Origin of the sequence: Chitinophaga sp. RCC_12 (assembly GCF_041360695.1) — a bacterium.
In the GTDB taxonomy this organism is placed as follows: Bacteria; Bacteroidota; Bacteroidia; order Chitinophagales; family Chitinophagaceae; genus Chitinophaga.
Genome location: NZ_JBFUPS010000005.1, coordinates 292,238 through 311,302, shown reverse-complemented (window position 1 = coordinate 311,302; position 19,065 = coordinate 292,238). Strand labels below are relative to the sequence as shown.

Below are 19,065 nucleotides of genomic sequence, written 5' to 3'. Positions count from 1 at the left end.
TTCTTATGGTGTCACTTTAATGATCAGTTCCCGTATAACCTTTTTTTCTTCATCCAGTGTGTGGTTAAAAGCCACGAAGGTGGCCTTGTATACGCCCGGCGCCGGATAAGCATAAGCATATTCTTCTTTATCCGGTTCATTGATACTTTTGATGCCGGTACTTACATCTCCCGGAACACGGCCTGCGTATAATGGTTTGGTGACAATCCAGCTGGTATTTGTAGCTGCGCTGCCACCACCACCGGTAATTTTAAGATCCGTGGCAGAAGCTGTCCAACGACCGTTGGAGGGGCTCCATACATTGCCGTAACGTGTCCAGTAGGCTACATCAGCCGACAAAGAACTGATCAAAACTGTTTTCTCCGGTAATACATTATTCACGGTAAATTCGGTGATCGTCCAGGTGCGCTGTGTGGACCCTGTTACACCGCTGTATTTAAAGGCAATGAAGAGTGAATCATTTTCGTTAGTCACGAGGTCTGTCAGGTCAGCCGTACCAAAAGGCACTACGGTGGCGCTGGTAGGCAGTGCGCCGCGATCATTGATATTCGTCCATGCAGCATTTACTACAGAAGCGGAATCAAGGCCGGGCAGTTTATTGGTGGCCAATACCTGCAGGGTATTTGTTTGCGTACCAAATTCCGATTTCGAGGAAAAACTCAGCGTGATCTTTCCCAGTTTGTTTGCAGACGTACGGCCATCGTAGCGCTTGCCCGGTTCCCCCGAATAGAAGGCCACATTGCCTGCGCTGCCACTGAACCTGAAGCGGGTGGTGTCTCCCAGGCGGTAAGTAAACGTGTCAGATACCAGCCTTGCAGGATCAAGGGCAACATTAAAATCCGGCGTATCTATTTCCAGTGTTTTAGAACAGGCTACCGCAAAGAAAGACAACAGTATGATGAATGATTTTTTCATGTGGATGTTTTTAAGAATTACCAGCCTGCGTTTTGTGTCAGTAAGCGATTTAGATTGAGTTCATAAGTTGGCTTCGGCAGCATCACGTGTCTGGCGCTTATGTTGCGTACCCCTTGCAAACCGTTGGGATTACCTGTGGAGGTTACGCCCGCACCGTTGGCGGTAGCCCATGATGCGAAGTTCTGCATGTCTGATACAAAACTGCCCCATCGGATCAGGTCGGCTTTTCTCACGGCTTCAAAACACAGCTCGCGCATTCTTTCATCGCGGACGGCTAGCTGGAATGCATCTTTGCTAAGACCCGGTGCAAGATCGGATTCACTACCGGTAGTGATAGTGGCAGTAGCCGTAGCTGCGGTACCTTCATAGGTGAATACAGCGCCGGTCACCGCAGGATCGGAAGCGCCGGATGTATTGGTGGGTGGTGTATTAGTTGCAGTACCTGCCGTTGTTACCGTGTACAGGACACCGCCATTGGTGATTTGTGTGCCTGTGGTATAGCTGGCGCCCGGCGTCCAGAAGGTACCTATCACTACCACGGGTGAAGTGGTATAGTAGGAGCCTAAAGTCAATGCACCAGGGCTGTTCAGGTAAATACCCGTTACCTTACCACTGGCAAGGATCGCTGTTCCGGTAGCGCCGTTACCGCCGCCGCCGGTGATCGTTACCGCGGGCGCTTTCGTATAGCCATCGCCGGTACTCACCATCGTAATGGATTTTACTACGTTGCCATTCATCAGTCCATATCCTCTTTTGCGCACCTGGTTCACATAGTTGTAAGCATTCGTAGGGCCATTCACGTAGTTCTCTGCTTCCGCACGCATCAGCAATACATCTGAGTAACGAATCATGGGCCAATTGATATTATACGTACCGCCTACGCCATTCGTGTTGCGGATCGCCTGCGGTACATATTCTCTTCTGAATTTGCCCGCGCACATCTGCCAGGGATTAGGACGGGCTGCCTTTACGCGGGGATTGGTTCCGCTGTAAATATAGTTGGCGCAGTTCCAGTCGCGGCGGATATCCAGCGAGGGTTTATTTGGTAAAAGGGTACTGTTGGGATCTGTTTCATAAGCGTCGAACAGCTTTTTAGTAGCCCACACCCATGCAGCGGAGTTGTAGGAGGTAGAGTCCAGTGCTGTTAGCGTAGACTGGATCCCTACAAAGTTGCCGATATCATTGCCCGACTTGTTCACCACACCGGCAGCGGCGCCCAGTGAGCCCAGCTCCCAGATATTTTCTCTTACATCATATTGATCTGTTGCCAGGTTGATGAACACCTGGCGGTAATCGGGGTTCAATGCATGAAGGCCGGAGAGGATCACTTTATCTGTATAGGTGATTACATCCTGGTATTTGGCGGTGTTGTTTTGCGGATAACCGGCCCAGTAAAGGTATACACGTGCCAGCATGGCCTGCACAGCGGTGAGTGTCACTACCTCGTTGAATTTCGCCTGGGTAATGGTATAATCTTTCAGCAGCACTTCTGCTTCTTTCATATCCTTCTCAATTTGTGCATACACGTCTGCCTGCTTTACCTGCGGAATGTTCACATCATTGATAGCGGGTGTGTGAAGCACTACAGGTACATCTCCATAATTACTGGTAAGAATGAAGTACAGGAACCCGCGGAGGAACAATGCCTGTCCTTTGATGATATTCCGGCGGGATGCGTCCATCGTTGGTTTGTCGATGTTATCCAGTAATGAATTGAGATTATTGATGCCTACGTATGCATAACGCCAGATGTTGGCAATGTGCACAAGGGAGGCGTCGTAATTGTAACGGAGACCGCGTGCATCGCCGTCTGCCGTGCGGTTAGACATCACCTCATCTGTGGTGGATACAAAGTTGAGGCCCATCACCTGCCCGTATAACTCGGGGCGCATCAGGTCGCCGTACACGCCGTTCAGCGCCTGCTGAAGCTGTGCTTCCGTTCCGTAATAATTTGTGGTGGTATAAAAATCCGTTGGTTGCGTATCAAGGAATTTTTTGCAGGAAGTAAGCCCTGCTATTACTATACATGCCAGGATGCAAATACGTTTCATGTTCATCATTTTAGAAGGTTACATTTAAACCGGTCACATAAGATAATGAGTGCGGGTAAACGGCGTAATCGAAGCCGGGGGTAAGGTTACCTATCCTGCCGTTCACTTCAGGATCCATACCGGAATACTTCGTCCATGTATAAATGTTTTGGGCAGCGCCGTAGATGCGCACGTTCTTTATCTTCGCACGTTTCAGCAGTGCGCCGGGCACATTGTATCCCAGCGAAACCGTTCTCAGTTTTAGGTATGAGCCGTCTTCAATCACGCGGGAAGAATAAGCCGCATTACCCATACCACCGGCACGGAACATGGTGTTGCTGGGGTTGGTGGGCGTCCAGCGTTTGGCATAACTGGCAAACTGGTTCAGGTTCGGATTATTTACAATGCCGCCTTCGAATACATACCGGTTGGCATTGATAATATCATTGCCATAAGACCATTGCAGTAAAACGTTCAGGTCAAAATTGCGGTAACGGAAATCATTGCTGAAACCACCGGTATGTTTTGGTAAACCGCTGCCAATAATGGTGTAGTCCTGGTTGTTCACCTGGAGGTCGCCGTTCAGGTCTTTGTACTTAATGTCGCCCGGACGGATAGCATTGCGCGCCGCGCCATTGGTGGGCACATCCGGCTTCAGCAGATAGGTGTTATTTGGCATTACATCGAAATCGGAATACTGGTATACTCCATCGAATACAAGGCCGTACATCTCACCCAGCGGTCTTCCGATCACAGAGATATAAGGGAACAGACCCGAGTAGGTAGTATTAAAGAAAGTTCCGGAACCAGAGAGAATAGATTGTTGTCCTTCTGCCAGTGATTGTATTTTATTATTATTAAAGCTGATGTTAAAACTGCTGTTCCAGCTGAACTGCCTGGTATCCGCAATTACACCTGCCACCGTGATTTCCAGACCTTTGTTCTGTAACTGGCCCACATTTTTAAATCCCTGTGCGCTCTCTATGCCATGTGCATAAGGCAATGCGGCATTCAGCAGCAGATCCTTTGTAGTACGCAGATAGGCATCTACGGTGAGTGTCAGCCTGTTTTTCAGGAAGGCCATATCCAGGCCGATATTGGTTTGTTCGTTGGTTTCCCAGCGCAGGTCCGCGTTACCGGAAGATATCATCACCGAGCCAATACTCAGTGGTCCATTTCCCACGGAATACCAGTATTGATTGCTGGTGAGTTGTAACTGGGACAGGTAAGCAAAGTCGCCCACCCGGTTGTTCCCGGATGCGCCATAGCCCAGCCTGATTTTCGCATCAGAAATGAAACTTACATTTTTCATAAACTCTTCGCTGCTGAAGCGCCATGCCGCAGAGGCGGAAGGAAAGTATCCCCATTTGTTGCCGGCTGCGAATTTAGAGGAGCCATCGGCACGGACAGACGCAGAGAAAAGATATTTTGAATTGTAATCGTAGTTCACGCGCAGTGCGCCGGAGGCCATTGTCCAACCGGAGCTAAGCGAAAGCAGTGAAGTATTGGCCGGCGCTGCCAGATCAATTCCATCCAGTCCAAGGTCTTCATTGGGAATTTGATTTGCCGAAAACCTGCGTTGCGAATTTTTATATCCCTGCGCTTCCAGTACGCCGAGTACGGTGAGGTTGTGTAACTTGTTCCAGCTTTTACGATAAGTCAGCGAGTTCTCCGAACGCCAAAGCGAAGTAGGTTTGGTTTCCACGCTGCCGTTCACGCCGTTTGCGTTCCATTTACTGCCGGATTGCGTTTTGGAGTTGTTGAAAATATTGATCTCGGTATTTACCGTGTTGATACCACCGGCTATACGTAATGTCAGCCCATTGGTGATGGCGTATTCCGCATACGCATTAGCGAACAGGTTGTTCACCTTGTTCATGGTATACTGGTTCTGGATATTCTGCAACGGGTTCACGCGGTAGTCCTGGTTATTTGCCAGCTCATTGCCCGGATCATAAAATTCATCAACGAGGTTCACACTGCTGTCGCGGCCGGCAATACTGGTTGTTGGCCGGAAGCCCCACACGGAATACAACGTAGTGGCAGACGCATAAAAATTGGTGGCGGAAACCGGTATCCCGTAGGTTTCATTGTAAGCATAATTGGCATTAATACCCACTTTCAGCTTGCTGTTCACTGTTTGATCCAGTGAAAACCGGCCCTGGTATCTTTTAAAACCGCCATTGATGATGATCCCCTTCTGGTTATTGAAATTACCGGAGAGTGAATACCTCGTTTTATCATTTCCTCCCCGCACAGCAATGTCGTGGTTCTGGTTCTGACCAACGCGGTACACAAAGTCCTGCATATCTATGGATTCCTTGTTGCGGTAATCTTCCAGTTTGGCGCCGCCGGCCAGGTATACGGAATCATAGATAGATGGGTTCACATCGCCCACATATTGTACAAACTCGTAGGCGTTCATTAACGGGATTTTGTTCGGCACCTGCTGCCAGCCATAGTACCCGTTATAAGTTACCTGCGGCGCGCCGGTTTTACCTTTTTTAGTGGTGATGAGAATAACACCGTTGGATCCGCGGGCGCCGTAAATGGCGGTGGCAGATGCGTCTTTCAATACGTCGATCGACTCAATATCACCGGGGCTGATCGCATTGGCGTTGGAACTTTCGGTAGGGAAACCGTCGATAACGTAAAGCGGGGAATTATCCTGTGTGATAGATCCTGCACCGCGGATAACGATATTGGAAATAGAACCCGGCTGACCATCATTGCTCGCTACCGCGACCCCTGCTACCCTGCCGGCCAGCGCTTCGTCGAACGACTTTACCGGCGCCTTTGCAAAATCTTTCATGTTCACACTACCCACTGCCCCGGTCAGGTCTTTCCGTTGCTGGGTAGCATATCCCACTACCACCACATCGTTGAGTGTGCCGGCCTGCTCACTCATCTGCACATTATACTCTGTCCTGTTATCTACCGGCTGCTCTATTTTTCCAAAACCGACAAAGGAGAACACTAAGGTAGCACCAGGATTTACGGAAATAGTAAAACGGCCGTTGCCATCTGTATGCGCGCCGGTCTTTTCATTTTTCACCATTACTGTCACACCTGGCAACGGTGTACCATCTTTGGCCTTTACAGTGCCGGACACTGTTTTCTTCTGTTGAGCAAAAAGGAAAAGCGGAAAAAGTAAGATCCACATGACTCCCTTAAAAAAATAATTGAAGGCGAAGCTGCACTCTCTCCCCCTGTTGGTTGATTGGCATGTCTTTTTCATAATAATTGTGGAATTGAGCGGAAATAACGGTTGATACACAAATATGTGGTAACCAGTTCAAATCACAGGGGGACAATCATAAATGATTGGGGTGAATTTTATAAATCCCCCTTCAACCTGCTGATTATCAGAATAATAAAAGACTGATATTTATAAAAAACACCCATTTGCCCCGATACAATTCTTATATTAGAGCATGATTTCGAGGTGCTTCCCGTTCTTATGCCTGCTGCTCCTCGCTGCTTTTATAAAAAGCAGCGGGCAAAACGTTACGTTCAATCACCTCACCGTAGAAGATGGATTATCGCACAACGCGGTATTGTCTGTTGGAGAAGATGCCCAGGGATTCATCTGGTATGGTACACACTATGGCCTCAACCGGTACGACGGACATCGATTCAAAATTTATCGCCAGCAGGCGGGCGACAGCACGTCCCTTCCCGGTAACCAGATCATGAGCCTGTACCGCGACCGGAAAAATGTGTTATGGATAGGCACCTCCGCAGGGCTGGCTAAATATGATCCTGAGCACGATCGTTTTCAACGCATCCAACTGGATCCCGGGCGGCCAACAAACATTAATTGTATTTATGAAGATAGTAAAGGCCGCCGTTGGATCGGCGCCAACAACGGGCTTTATCTCCAGGACGGCAACCGGCAGGAGTTTCTCATACCCGGGAAAATTGCCAGTTATGTAGTGCGTTGTGTGTATGAAGACAAGAAAGGCAATATCTGGATTGGCACCAGCAACGGCCTCACCAAAATGAGCGGCAATGATTTTGAAACATTCCGCCATGAAGACGGACAACCAGCCAGTCTGGCTATGAACTTTATCACCGCCATCACTGAGGATAAACTGGGCAGGTTATGGATAGCCACGCAAACCGGTGGTATTAATATATATGATCCCTCCACCGGCCGTTTTTCCTTACTGGCGCAACCAGCGATCATTAATAATATAGTAAGACGGGTACTTCACGATAAAGCAGGCAATATGTGGGTGGGCACCCAGGAAGGACTCAGCATCATTGACCCGGTGACGATGACCAGCCGGCATTATCAGCAGGAGCCCGGCAACAGCACCAGTCTTAGCCAGAATTCTATTCATAGCATCTATCAGGATAATAACGGTGTAATCTGGATGGGCACCTACTTCGGTGGCGTGAACATGGTGCATCCTTATGGCACAGCCTTTACCGCCTGGCAGCAGCATCCCCCGCTCAATGGGATCAGCAACAATGTGATCAGCAGCATCCTTGAAGATGCGCAGCACAATTACTGGATCGGTACAGAAGGCGGCGGACTGAATTATTACAATCGCGCTACCCAACGTTTTACCAGCTATAAACATGATGCAAATAATCCTGCCAGCCTCGGGTCCAACCTGGTAAAAGTAGTGTATGAAGATACAGACCACAACATCTGGACGGCCACGCATGGCGGCGGACTAAACCTCCTGTGGCAGGATGGGTTTAAACGCTTCTTCTACGATACAAAAGATCCCGGCACCTTTTCCAGGGAAGTAACGGCCATACTGGAAGACAGTCAAAACCGGTTCTGGGTGGGCACCAACAACGCGCTCCACCTGCTTCACCGGAATGGGCATGAGCTGGAGAAACGCGCCGATTCCATTTTAACAGGTATTGCTTCCCGCCAGTCGATCCGGTATATCCTGGAAGATTCCCGCCACCGGATCCTGATCGGTTCTATCAGCAACCTGTATGTGTTTGAAGCAGACACCATGCGGCTTATCCAGCCGGGTTATGTGAACTCCATACAGGAAGATTCAAAGCACAACATCTGGGTGAGTATGTATTTCGGAGGCCTGGTTAAATATGATCTGGAGCTGAAGAAGCAAACACGTTATACAGAAAAAGATGGTTTACCGAACGATAATGTGATTGGCTTGCTGGAAGATGATCAGCATAATTTATGGATTAGTACCTATAACGGCCTGGCACGTTTTGATCCCGGTCGCAATTCTTTCCAGACCTATACTGTAAGTGATGGCCTGGCGGGGAACGTATTTAATTATAACTCCTTTTTGCGGGACAGCCGCGGCGAATTTCTCTTCGGCGGCTATAATGGTATCACCAGCTTCTTCCCGGATCAGATCATTACCAATTCCCATCCATCCGTCATCCGGTTTACCGGTTTGCGGCTGTTTAACAAACCGGTAGCTATCGGTCAGGACAACGGACTGCTGGAACAGGATATCAGCTTTACGAAGGCGCTGCGTTTTCATCACGACCAGGAAGTATTTACGCTCGAATTTGCACTGCTCAATTATGTAAAAAGCAGCAAAAACCGTTATGCGTACCGGCTTGAAGGCGCCGACCGCGACTGGATTGAAACCAATAACCCAGCGGTAACATATACCAATCTCTCTTCCGGTCATTATACATTTTGGGTAAAAGGCGCCAACAACGACGGCATCTGGAGCGCGCCCGCAAAGATGGAGATCACCATCCTGCCGCCATTCTGGCGAACCTGGTGGGCATATGGCATTTACGCATTGGGACTTATCCTGCTGTTCTTCTTCGTGACCCGCTTCTTTTTCCTGTGGGCCTTGCTGCGCAAAGAAGAAGAACTGCACCAGGTGAAACTGAACTTCTTTACACATGTTTCCCATGAAATCCGTACCCACCTTACCTTCCTGCTGGTGCCAGTAGAAAAGATGATGGATATGCTGAAGAAAGATGATCCGCTGCAATCCACCCTGCTGCAGTTACGGAACAATGCCGACCGGCTGCTGAAGCTCGTGAATGAGTTAATGGATTTCCGCAAAGCAGAAACCAATCACCTCAAACTGCACGTACAGGAACAGGACCTGATTCCTTTTCTTGATCATATATACACCAGCTTCCGCGAGCTTTCGCTCGACCGGAACATCAGCATGGTATCCGGTCATGATATGGAGCACGCCTGGGTTTATTTCGACCGGGAGCAGCTGGAAAAAGTGTTCTTCAACCTGCTCAGCAACGCTTTTAAATTCACCCCGGATGGGGGACGCATCCAGTTGCACATTACCCATTCGCGGCAAAACACGGTGGTCACTATCACTGACAATGGCCGCGGTATTGCGCCCGAATACCTCGATAAGCTATTCACCAATTTCTTCCAGGTACAGGATCATGGTTTACAGAACACGGGGTACGGCATCGGGCTGGCATTATCCAAAAACATTGTGGAACAGCATAAAGGAACGCTGACCGTGGAAAGCGAACCTTCTACTGCGGAAAAGGAAGGCCGTACCTGTTTTACGGTTTCCCTGCCTACCGGCGCCAAACATTTTGAAGGCACCCAACACACCGTAGGCGGGGTGCCAGCCACGGCCGCGGCGCCGGTAAAGGCGACGCTGGCGCCGGAAACCCCGGATACTATAATCACAGCTGCACCGCAACCCTTCACGATTCTTATTGTGGAAGACAACCCGGAACTGCGCACTCTCATCAGCCAAACTTTCCGGGATCAATACCTGGTACTGGAAAGTGTGAACGGGGCAGATGGATTGGCAGCTGCCACCGCACAAATCCCGGACATCGTGATCAGCGATGTGATGATGCCCGAAATGGATGGCCTGCAGCTTTGCCAGGCGATTAAAACAGATGAGCGCACCAGTCATATTCCTGTAGTGCTGCTCACTGCCAAAAGTTCACAGGCCGATCATGTAAGCGGTCTTGAAACCGGGGCCGATCTCTATCTTACCAAACCTTTCAGTACCCGGGTGCTGGCGCTCAACGTCCGCAACCTGATCGCTTCCCGCGAAAAAATGCGCGAACGCTATAGCCGCCAGCTGCAAACAGAAACGGAAGTACCGGATGCTTTACCCAGCAGCCTGGATAATGCCTTTCTCGAAAAAGTGATCGCATTGGTGGAAGAGCATATGGACAACCCGGATTTCGGCGTGGATATGCTGGCCCGAAAGGTAGCCATGAGCCAGCCCGTGCTGTACAAAAAACTGAAGGCCGTTACCAATATGTCGGTGAACGACTTCGTAAAATCGCTGCGGTTGAAAAAAGCGGCCTCCCTGATACGCACCCGTGAGCATACTGTATACCAGGTAGCGTACATGGTGGGGTACAACGACCGGAAATATTTCAGCCGCGAATTCAAGAAACAGTTCGGTAAAACGCCTTCCGAGTTTGCGGAAGCCCCGGATTTGTGAAAATTCCCCCCATTTACTCGGAAAAATCACCCCACCTGACCAGGCGGGATCACTAGATTTGTTACAAATCCACTGTTATGAAAATCAGCATGCTGCTTATCCTGGGCTTCCTGTGTAATATGTCCCATGCATGGGGCCAAACGGCGTACACCACTATTATGGACCGTATCCGTGCGGAACTGCTCTCGCAATCCGGCAGTACCTCCACGCTGGACAATAACGTAACCAGCACATTAGCCACGCTGCAAAGCAATGGCTCCTGGCCGGACGTCAACTATACCTACAGCGCCACCACCTATACGGCGGACGTACACATCAACCGGGTAAAAACCTTCGCGCTGGCCTATACGAAATCAGCCAGTTCGTATTACAAAAGCACCACACTTTTCACCGCTATTGTGAACAGCCTTACTTACTGGAACACCACCGATCCACAGAGCTGGAACTGGTACCATAACCATATCTCCAATCCGCAGCGTATCGGCGAAATCCTGATCCTTTTGGACACCGCGCAGCAAAGCCTGGGCAGTCTCCGCAATGCCCTGCTCACGCAAATGAGCCGCGGCAATCCTTCCGGTCAGGCCGGCGCCAACAAGCTGGATGAGGCTATACACTTTATATACCGGTCCTGCCTTACTGCCAACGACTCCCTGATGCAGTACAGCGTGGACCAGGCATTTTACTCCCTTGTACTCACCGCCAATGAGGGCATCCAGCATGATCTGTCATATCACCAGCATGGTCCGCAATTGTATTTCTTTGGTTATGGTTCCGTGTTCGTGAGTGGAGAAACCAATGTTGCCTATTATCTGCGTGGCACGCCTTATGCGCTGTCAGGCTCCCGCTTATCTGTGTTCAGTAATTTTGTGCGGAACGGTTTCCTCAAAGCCATGCGTACCCGTTATATCGACTACGGCACCAACGGCCGCAGCATCAGCCGGGAAAATCAATTAGCCATTGGCGTTACCAACCACCTGGAAAAGCTCAAAGTGCTGGACACCGCGCATGTTACTGAATACAATGAGAACATCGCACGGCTGAACGGCAGCCAGTCGCCGGGATACCTTTTGCCCTCCCTGCATACCCACTTCTGGCGTTCGGACTATACCGTACATCATCGCACCGGCTACCTTTTTGGGGTACACATGACCTCTACCCGCAGCGCCAAGCAGGAAAACGGCAATGGTGAAAACCTGAAGGGTTATTACCTGTCGGACGGGTCCACGCATATCGCCGCCAGCGGCAACGAGTATTATAACATTCCGGCCGTGTGGGACTGGAGCAGGATACCCGGTACCACCGTGCCATACATTACCACTATTCCGCTGCGTACAGCCTGGGGCGTGAACTTTGGCACTACCGCATTTGCAGGTGGTGTGTCGGACTCGCTGTATGGTGTTTCCGCGCTTCAATTCTCCGATTACAATACGCAGGCACGTAAAGCCTGGTTCTTTTTCGACAACGAGGTTATTTGTTTAGGCGCCGGCATCAGTTCCACCGCCACACAGCCCATCAATACCACTGTGAACCAGTGCCTGCTGAACGGCACTGTGTCTGCCAATGTAAACGGCTCTGTGAACACCATTGCCAATGGCACTTACAGCTACAACAATACCCTGAAATGGATCACGCACAATGGCATCAGCTACTACTTCCCTTCCGGTGGTCAGTTGCAGCTGAGCATGCAATCACAATCCGGTACCTGGAGAAGCATTAATAACGGTGGCAGCACCACCGTACAGAATATGAACGTGTTCCAGCTGTGGTTCAACCACGGCACTGCGCCGGCCAACAGCACTTATGCCTATTATGTGTTGCCGGGGCAAAATATGAGTACCTACGATACCACAGCAGTACGCATTGAGCAGAATACGGCGAACATGCAGGTAGTATATCACAGGGGATTAAATATCTGGCAGATGGTATTTTACCAGGCCGGCACCTTCCATAAGGATTCACTCACGGTTACTGTTGACCGTCCGTGTGCGCTGATGCTGCGCAATGCAGGCACTCCCGATGTCACCGTGTCGGTTGCTGATCCGGCGCAATCCGCTTCGCCTGTTAATATCCAGTTGAACCTGCCGGGGATTCCGCAAACACGGGAGCTGATTGCTACCCTGCCTTCAGGGCCTTACGCAGGCTCGTCTGCCACGTATCATGTGAACAGTCAAACGCCTGTTTATGGTGCCTCCGTCATCACGGCTGTTGCGGACGCTTATGTAAGAGGAGGTTCTACTTACGGCAGTGTAAACTATGGCACCGAGTCGCTCGTGCTGAAGCAGGAAAGCACCACAAGCTATACACGGGAAATATTTCTCCGCTTCAATGTGGGCGCACTGCCCGCGGGTACCAGCCAGGTAAAACTGCGGATGTATGTGAGCTATGCAAACACCAGCATCACCACCGTGCCGTGGATTGCACGATATGTAAGCAACGACAGCTGGACGGAATCCGGCATCACCTATAACAACATGCCTGCCGCGACCAGCGCTGTGGATACGATCATGGGACGCACTGCCGGCAATTATGCCGAATGGGATGTAACGGATATTGCGCTCTCCCAGCAATCTGCCGATGGCATGCTTACTTTAAAACTGGTATCCGGACTGGCAGGCGCCACTACCGATGCCACCTTTACTTCCCGCGAGGGCAGCGACAGCACCCGGCGGCCGGTACTCGTTTGCAGTACAGGCAGCACCCTGCGGAAAATGATGCCAGCGATGGAGCAGAAAACAGACGGTGTAAGCATCTATCCCAATCCGGCAAGTGCATTCATTTATGTAAATACCACCGAACGTTGGGTGAGAGCAGAATTACATGACACCGCCGGCAAAGTGGTGAAAATGGAAAAACTGGATGGCCGTCAGCAGTTCGATCTCCAGATGAGTGATATACAACCGGGGATGTATTTACTGGTGTTAAAAGCACCCGGCAAACAACTGGTAAAAAAAATAGTGAAGATGTAAGCTAATTTTAATACTGAGCTATTGCTGCACGCACCTGCTGCCGCAATAGCTCATATGTTTTTACAGTGGTTACTTTGTCCAAGAACAGTTGTACAATACCAGCGGTTCTGGTATCCCCGTGTTGCTGTACAAAGGAGAGATATTCCTCTTTATTTTCCGGGATCAGTGAACGGAGATTGCTTATATTTTCAAATGAAGGCGTATTGTCTGTGCCAAACAGGTAATCCTCACAATAGCCGTTATACTGTTCCCGGGCGGTTTCCACAAAGGTGCTGTTTGGATAAGCGTCCAGGAACTTTTCCCAGTTGAGTACGCGCTTTCCTATCATGCTGAAAGGGATCAGCAATCCCGCATCGGCGCTGTATAATACGGTATCTTCATCTGCCTTAAGTTGCAGGAAAGCGTTGTAATCGGCCGGCAGGGAAGCTTTGAATAAACTTGTATAGAATGCGGGAACCGCGCGAAGATCGGTATACCCCTCGCCTATTTCCCAGGGTTCAATACCTGCGGTGGCCAGCAAATGAATGCGTTGTTGTACCTGCGCAGGCAGCATGATCATGCCCTTTTTTTCATCGTAGTAGTTTACATACTCATTCAGCCATGCCTGCTCATTGGCGGTAATGCCTGCCAGCGCTGTATCCATATAATTCGCCAGGGAACTATAAAGCCGGGCAGCTGCGGCTGCATTGATACCTGGCAATTGTTTTTCGATGGCTTGTTTCCTGCTGATGATACCGGAAACATATGCTTCCGTAGACAACGTCGGAATGTCAGCTTCTTTATGCACCGGGGAATCTATTCTGACGGCACTGACAACAGGTTGCTTGCTTTGGGATTTTTCACTGTCACCATTACAGGCGGTCAGCATTATCACATGCATACAAAAAGCAGGTATCAGGATATAGAGGTGCATAAACTTGTGCTTCATGGTATAAGTCGCCGGTTAATTACGAAGATGCAAGATAATTATTGCTGTTGCATTGACAAATTTTAATCAGGCACCAAGTAGGGCTTCCCTGGGGCTGGTTAAACCACATTTTTCATTGCCCATATTTGTATTTCCATCAACACCGGCTTCAGTGAAGTGCCTTTTTCGGTCAGTGAATATTCCACTGTTGGCGGCATTGTTGCAAAGGCTTTCCGGTTAATGATCTTCCTGTTTTCAAGTTGCTTTAATTCTTTCACCAGCATTCTTGTATTGATGCCTGTCACACTTCTTTCGAGTTCCTTAAACCGCATTTTTCCCGCCATCAGGTTATTGATGATGGACATCGTCCACTTGCCCGAAATCAGGTCCATCGCTTCCTGGAAGGGACACGTTTCAGATTTATCTATTTTTTTTTCATCTTTCAAAGCCATACTATACCTGTTACTTTACTTTATGTTACTACCTGCCAAAAAGGTAACTACTTGTAAATGTACTGGAACAGGACGAAATTTGCAACGCACATAAAAACACACCTGTTATGTCATTACAAGCCATCGAACAATTTATAACGGAGCAACTTCCCAACGTTACCAAACTTGATAGCTTTGGATACAAATTTTTCTTTTATGAAACGGACCAGGTACTCCCGTTTGTAACCATTGCCACATCCGATAATGAGCATGATAATAAGTCCAACCTGGATCGCGATGGTATTTTCCGGGTAAATATTGGTATCTCAAAAGATGCCTACAACAAGCTATTTTCAGGTACTGAAACCGGGTGGGATTATACGGCATTAAACCGCTTCATGCCTCATCCGGATTATGCCGCACAGCACTACATCTGCATCCTGAATCCCGGAGAAGACCTGTTACCTCAAACGATCCGGTTTATTGAAGAAGCCCATCTTATTGCAAAGAACCGGTTCGATAAAAAGCAATCGGCTAAAATGAGAAAGTCCGGGTGAGCCGTCTGTGAAGAAATTGCAATAATGACTGGTTTTTGCTATCTTCATATTACCAGGAAAAAATAACCTCATGATCAAACATGCTGAAGACCCTCACAGCGGAAAACGCCAGGCTGCCACACCTGTCACCCCCGCGGCTGTACATACTGCGGGCACAGGCCTACAGGCAGTGCAGCTACGTCCCTTTCAGCAGCTGGCAGACAACAGCGACAAGATAACGCAGCAAAAGGCCCTGCAAACACTGGCAGACAACCGCCCACAGCCTGCGCAACTGAAAGCAGATGGCTATCAATCTCCCATACAGAAAAAAGAAAACAAAACCGGCTTGCCGGATAATCTTAAAAGTGGAATAGAGAATATGTCCGGGCAAAGCATGGACGATGTCCGGGTGCACTACAATTCCGCCGAACCCGCCCAGCTGCAGGCCCTTGCCTATGCAAAGGGAAGCGATATCCACCTCGGCCCCGGGCAGGAAAAACACCTGCCACATGAAGCATGGCATGTAGTGCAGCAAAAACAGGGACGGGTACAGGCTACCACACAATTAAAACAGGGCACACCTGTTAACGATGATAAAGGTCTGGAGCATGAAGCCGATATAATGGGCCAGAAGGCGCTGCAGCTGTACAGCGCTTCGCCGGTGCGCCCGCTGGCCATTACCCAGTTGAAGCAGGAAGTAGTACAGCGCATCAGCATTGATGTGAACAAGCTGAATGTAGTGGGGGAAATGCACTCTGAATCACAACAACGCCGGCAAACAGAGATGGCCTTCAGTAACCACCTCTTTGGCAGGAACGACCTGTATTGGCAGGAAGCCGCGTTCAAACCCATTGAAATACATCAAACGCGCGGGGATGAAGCCGGGTTACGATTAAAATTCTTCTACCATCTCTATTCAAAAGATATCGTAAACGTAATAAAAACCACCAATGATGGGGATATGCCCTTCCTGATGGCCGTACGCGGTATCTGGAAAACGATGAATACCGTAAAAACCCTGTACGACGAGGAAGTAGAAACGCTGAGCGAAGATGAAGGACTCGCCCTCCATCAAATGATAACCAACCAGGTATGGACCGGCTGCCAGGCTAAAATGGACGGATTGGCAACACCTCAAAACGCCAACAACCTCGAATACAGGAGAGACCTGGTGACTGATATCATAAACCTGAAAAACTACTGGGAAACCAAGCCTGCTATTTATGAACCCAGCAAGCAAGTTGCCAGGGCCGACCGTAATGATCACATGCATAACAGCGCCACCACAGCTGCCTTCCAGGGACGTAAAGGGATCTGGAAAGTTGGAGAAAACCACGTTACCGGCATCTCACAAATGTTCCCCGCGGGAAGACACTACAACCTGGTACACCAGGCCGATTTTAATAACGACATTAATGCGTATATTCAGCACACTACCAGCACTACCAGTGTAACGAAAGAGAAAAAGTGATGCTTTGAATCACAGACATAATTACAATCATATATACTGTTTATGGAAAGGCAATGGAACCAGATTAACGAAGGTAAATTCGTATTTTTAGTCAATGGCGAAGAAATTGGAACATATCAAAGAGGAGACGACTGGCTTAAAAAACCTGCAACTTTCAATATCCGTCAAAATGAATATAGTATTGAGCATTCCTCCGGCCTTTTCAGCCGTAACAACATCAAAATAGTAACATCAGGCGAACCTGTTTTGAAGCTGAAAAGTATTCCGTTTTCATTAAACTTCAATTTCGAATATCAAAACCGGCAATTTAAACTTGTCTTTAATGATACGCCGCTTTGGCAATGGTCAATTATGGAAAAAGATCAGTTAGTACTTTCTTATAAAACAAACTTCACCAAAGGAACAACAGGATTATCTATTGTAGCCCAAAAAGATGCTGATGACCATTACCTGTTTGATTTTTTATTGGGACATCTGATTTTAGGTAAAGGAAAGAAAGATGTTCAGGAGTAATCCCAAATGATGTCAGCTAATAAATTATCCGCTTGAACAAACTTGCACAAACTTGATCCTGCCTTGAACAACCGCGCTACCGGGGAAATAGTACCTTTCATATAAACCAGGAATTTATATGAATCTAACTCCGGCGACCATGTACAAACTTATCATTACTTTATGTTTCTTATGCGTCATTCAGCTAAACACATCAGCAGGCCAAACAGTATTCGTTGACCCTGCAAAAGGAAGGGACAACGCGAGAGGAACAATGGGAGATCCGCTGGCAAGCCTTGACAAAGCGATTGCCCTGGCCAATGGTTTCACCGGAAAGGAGGCTGTTACCATAAAGCTTGCTCCCGGCTTGTACACACTCACGCAACAGTTGGTGCTACAGTCCTCTACGCCAACAGATACAGTGAAATACACCATAGAGGCATCCATATTGCCCGATGACACCGGTTGGCTGCCCTCCAAAATGCCGGTTATACAATCTATTTCTCCTAACAATAAAAACTACGGGAAATTTGATCATTGCATCGGCTTCCAGGTTGAACGCAATAACACCTGCTTCAGGGGATTAAAATTCCTGGGTAACACCCACCCTTCTGTGGTTTACTATTATGCAATTGAGCGCCACCGGCCTGAACTAAAAGACATGGAAATTTCGCAATGCTATTTTGTAGGCAGTAAGAATTCAGCGCCAATACAGGGCGCCATTTTCGCGCAAGGTAGCGGTATCAAAGTAAGCCATTGCGTATTTTATGAATGCAGGAACGCACTATTACTATTCTTATCTGTAACGGAATTTTCTCTTACCAACTCTATTATATATGGCGCCTACGAAGGGGCCATATGGTTCGGAAAATATTCAGATTTTGTTTTCAGAGATAATATTATAGCAAATAATAATTGCTTCTGGATAAGTATGAAAGATTACAAAGGCCGATATACCTTCGCCAATTCTTTGATTACAGAAAATACTATGGAAATGGGCCTGAATAATAATGGTATCATCGAAAAAGATGGGGTGAATCGCCCGGTTATGAAGAATATTCAGCGATCAGGAAAAGTGCTGCTTACCGAAACAGATAAAGACACGATACCTGTAAACTATCTTAACTTATCCCCTGCCTCAGCAGGAAAAGACATTCCAGCCGGGATATTCAGGATAATGAGAAATCGGTGATACACCATAGACTTATTTTGCCGCAACAACTGATAACTATTTATTCAACCTCTTCAAGAACTTTCATCAGTTTATGTAGCTTTGCCTGACGAACATTTGCATCCTCTTCCCAGAATGCTAAAATTTCAGGTAAAAGTTCTCTTTTAACCGATATCTTCGCCAGGTCTTTAATATCACCCGCTATGGTACCTTCAAGATATAACTGTCCAAATGCAGTGGCAACAATAGCGGCATCAATACCCGTCATTGCACGAAACCCGGAATGGTTTTCCTTTAAATAAGGCATTAACTTCTCAAAGGAAGTTTCTTTAATGTCAAATTGTGGATATCCCCAATCTTCAATTTGATCTTGCAGAAACCGGATGGGGCTTTCCGAACTGTGCGCTGGTCTCCAGCTCTTGAATCCCGCATAAGTGTCCGCACCGTCGTCGCTACCAAAGGGAGCAGTCCCTTCTATTACACTAAAATAGAACTCGTCGTTCATTAATCGCTTAGCGACCGGATGAGCTTTCTCAAAGGTAGGTGAGTAATCTGAATCCATAGTTTTTATATCACTTTTAATTGTATCAGCAGCATTCCCCTGCTTGATGGTGCGCACTTCCTGCATTTGACCGCAGCCTGTTGACACTAGCAGTAAAAATGTAATAACAAATATTCTCATTTCAGATAATAACTTAACGCTCTTATACCCTTCTCAAGTGATGGCAACTATACGCAAA

General features: G+C 48.3%; 12 protein-coding genes. 6 read left to right on the top strand and 6 right to left on the bottom strand.

Annotation, left to right across the window (positions count from 1 at the left end):
* Positions 1–3: 3 nt before the first annotated feature.
* The 3 genes from AB6805_RS17075 to AB6805_RS17065 are packed head-to-tail and all read right to left on the bottom strand — an operon-like array spanning position 4 to position 6,183.
* Positions 4–915, bottom strand: a complete 912-nt coding sequence (locus AB6805_RS17075; RefSeq protein ID WP_370910650.1) for a DUF5017 domain-containing protein — start codon at positions 913–915, stop codon at positions 4–6.
* Between the two features lie 17 nt (positions 916–932).
* Positions 933–2,966, bottom strand: a complete 2,034-nt coding sequence (locus AB6805_RS17070; RefSeq protein ID WP_370910649.1) for a RagB/SusD family nutrient uptake outer membrane protein — start codon at positions 2,964–2,966, stop codon at positions 933–935.
* A 10-nt stretch (positions 2,967–2,976) separates the two neighbouring features.
* Positions 2,977–6,183: a SusC/RagA family TonB-linked outer membrane protein gene (locus AB6805_RS17065; RefSeq protein WP_370910648.1), complete on the bottom strand. Its 3,207-nt coding sequence runs from the start codon at positions 6,181–6,183 to the stop codon at positions 2,977–2,979.
* Between the two features lie 196 nt (positions 6,184–6,379).
* Here AB6805_RS17065 and AB6805_RS17060 point away from each other — a divergent pair, with 196 nt between their 5' ends.
* Together AB6805_RS17060 and AB6805_RS17055 are read left to right on the top strand one after the other, a co-directional pair.
* Positions 6,380–10,351, top strand: coding sequence for a two-component regulator propeller domain-containing protein (locus AB6805_RS17060; protein ID WP_370910647.1), 3,972 nt, complete (start codon positions 6,380–6,382; stop codon positions 10,349–10,351).
* A gap of 77 nt (positions 10,352–10,428) precedes the next feature.
* Complete coding sequence (locus AB6805_RS17055; protein ID WP_370910646.1) at positions 10,429–13,317, top strand: polysaccharide lyase family 8 super-sandwich domain-containing protein; 2,889 nt, start codon at positions 10,429–10,431, stop codon at positions 13,315–13,317.
* A gap of 7 nt (positions 13,318–13,324) precedes the next feature.
* Here AB6805_RS17055 and AB6805_RS17050 read toward each other — a convergent pair whose 3' ends face one another.
* The gene (locus AB6805_RS17050) at positions 13,325–14,245 is read right to left on the bottom strand and encodes a hypothetical protein (protein WP_370910645.1); all 921 of its coding nucleotides are present in this window, start codon (positions 14,243–14,245) and stop codon (positions 13,325–13,327) included.
* Between the two features lie 98 nt (positions 14,246–14,343).
* Positions 14,344–14,676: a winged helix-turn-helix transcriptional regulator gene (locus tag AB6805_RS17045; protein ID WP_370910644.1), complete on the bottom strand. Its 333-nt coding sequence runs from the start codon at positions 14,674–14,676 to the stop codon at positions 14,344–14,346.
* Positions 14,677–14,783: 107 nt separating this feature from the next.
* On the opposite strand from AB6805_RS17045, the gene AB6805_RS17040 reads away from it, so the two are divergent.
* The 4 genes from AB6805_RS17040 (at position 14,784) to AB6805_RS17025 (ending at position 18,346) form a co-directional block, all read left to right on the top strand.
* Positions 14,784–15,212 carry a DUF6194 family protein gene (locus AB6805_RS17040; protein WP_370910643.1) on the top strand — a complete coding sequence of 143 codons (429 nt, stop codon included), beginning with the start codon at positions 14,784–14,786 and terminating at the stop codon, positions 15,210–15,212.
* A gap of 70 nt (positions 15,213–15,282) precedes the next feature.
* Positions 15,283–16,662 carry a DUF4157 domain-containing protein gene (locus tag AB6805_RS17035; RefSeq protein WP_370910642.1) on the top strand — a complete coding sequence of 460 codons (1,380 nt, stop codon included), beginning with the start codon at positions 15,283–15,285 and terminating at the stop codon, positions 16,660–16,662.
* Positions 16,663–16,704: 42 nt separating this feature from the next.
* Positions 16,705–17,175: a hypothetical protein gene (locus tag AB6805_RS17030; RefSeq protein WP_370910641.1), complete on the top strand. Its 471-nt coding sequence runs from the start codon at positions 16,705–16,707 to the stop codon at positions 17,173–17,175.
* Between the two features lie 118 nt (positions 17,176–17,293).
* Positions 17,294–18,346, top strand: coding sequence for a right-handed parallel beta-helix repeat-containing protein (locus AB6805_RS17025; protein WP_370910640.1), 1,053 nt, complete (start codon positions 17,294–17,296; stop codon positions 18,344–18,346).
* Between the two features lie 40 nt (positions 18,347–18,386).
* Here the strand turns inward: AB6805_RS17025 and AB6805_RS17020 are convergent, their stop codons facing one another.
* Positions 18,387–19,007 (bottom strand): hypothetical protein, encoded by a 621-nt coding sequence (locus AB6805_RS17020; protein ID WP_370910639.1) that lies wholly within the window; start codon positions 19,005–19,007, stop codon positions 18,387–18,389.
* Positions 19,008–19,065: the final 58 nt, after the last annotated feature.

Coding starts and splice junctions, on each gene's coding strand:
- AB6805_RS17070 (WP_370910649.1), bottom strand. CDS start 2,966: ATGAAACGTATTTGCATCCTGGCATGTATAGTAATAGCAGGGCTTACT.
- AB6805_RS17055 (WP_370910646.1), top strand. CDS start 10,429: ATGAAAATCAGCATGCTGCTTATCCTGGGCTTCCTGTGTAATATGTCC.
- AB6805_RS17075 (WP_370910650.1), bottom strand. CDS start 915: ATGAAAAAATCATTCATCATACTGTTGTCTTTCTTTGCGGTAGCCTGT.
- AB6805_RS17030 (WP_370910641.1), top strand. CDS start 16,705: ATGGAAAGGCAATGGAACCAGATTAACGAAGGTAAATTCGTATTTTTA.
- AB6805_RS17035 (WP_370910642.1), top strand. CDS start 15,283: ATGATCAAACATGCTGAAGACCCTCACAGCGGAAAACGCCAGGCTGCC.
- AB6805_RS17060 (WP_370910647.1), top strand. CDS start 6,380: ATGATTTCGAGGTGCTTCCCGTTCTTATGCCTGCTGCTCCTCGCTGCT.
- AB6805_RS17020 (WP_370910639.1), bottom strand. CDS start 19,007: ATGAGAATATTTGTTATTACATTTTTACTGCTAGTGTCAACAGGCTGC.
- AB6805_RS17045 (WP_370910644.1), bottom strand. CDS start 14,676: ATGGCTTTGAAAGATGAAAAAAAAATAGATAAATCTGAAACGTGTCCC.
- AB6805_RS17040 (WP_370910643.1), top strand. CDS start 14,784: ATGTCATTACAAGCCATCGAACAATTTATAACGGAGCAACTTCCCAAC.
- AB6805_RS17065 (WP_370910648.1), bottom strand. CDS start 6,183: ATGAAAAAGACATGCCAATCAACCAACAGGGGGAGAGAGTGCAGCTTC.
- AB6805_RS17050 (WP_370910645.1), bottom strand. CDS start 14,245: ATGAAGCACAAGTTTATGCACCTCTATATCCTGATACCTGCTTTTTGT.
- AB6805_RS17025 (WP_370910640.1), top strand. CDS start 17,294: ATGAATCTAACTCCGGCGACCATGTACAAACTTATCATTACTTTATGT.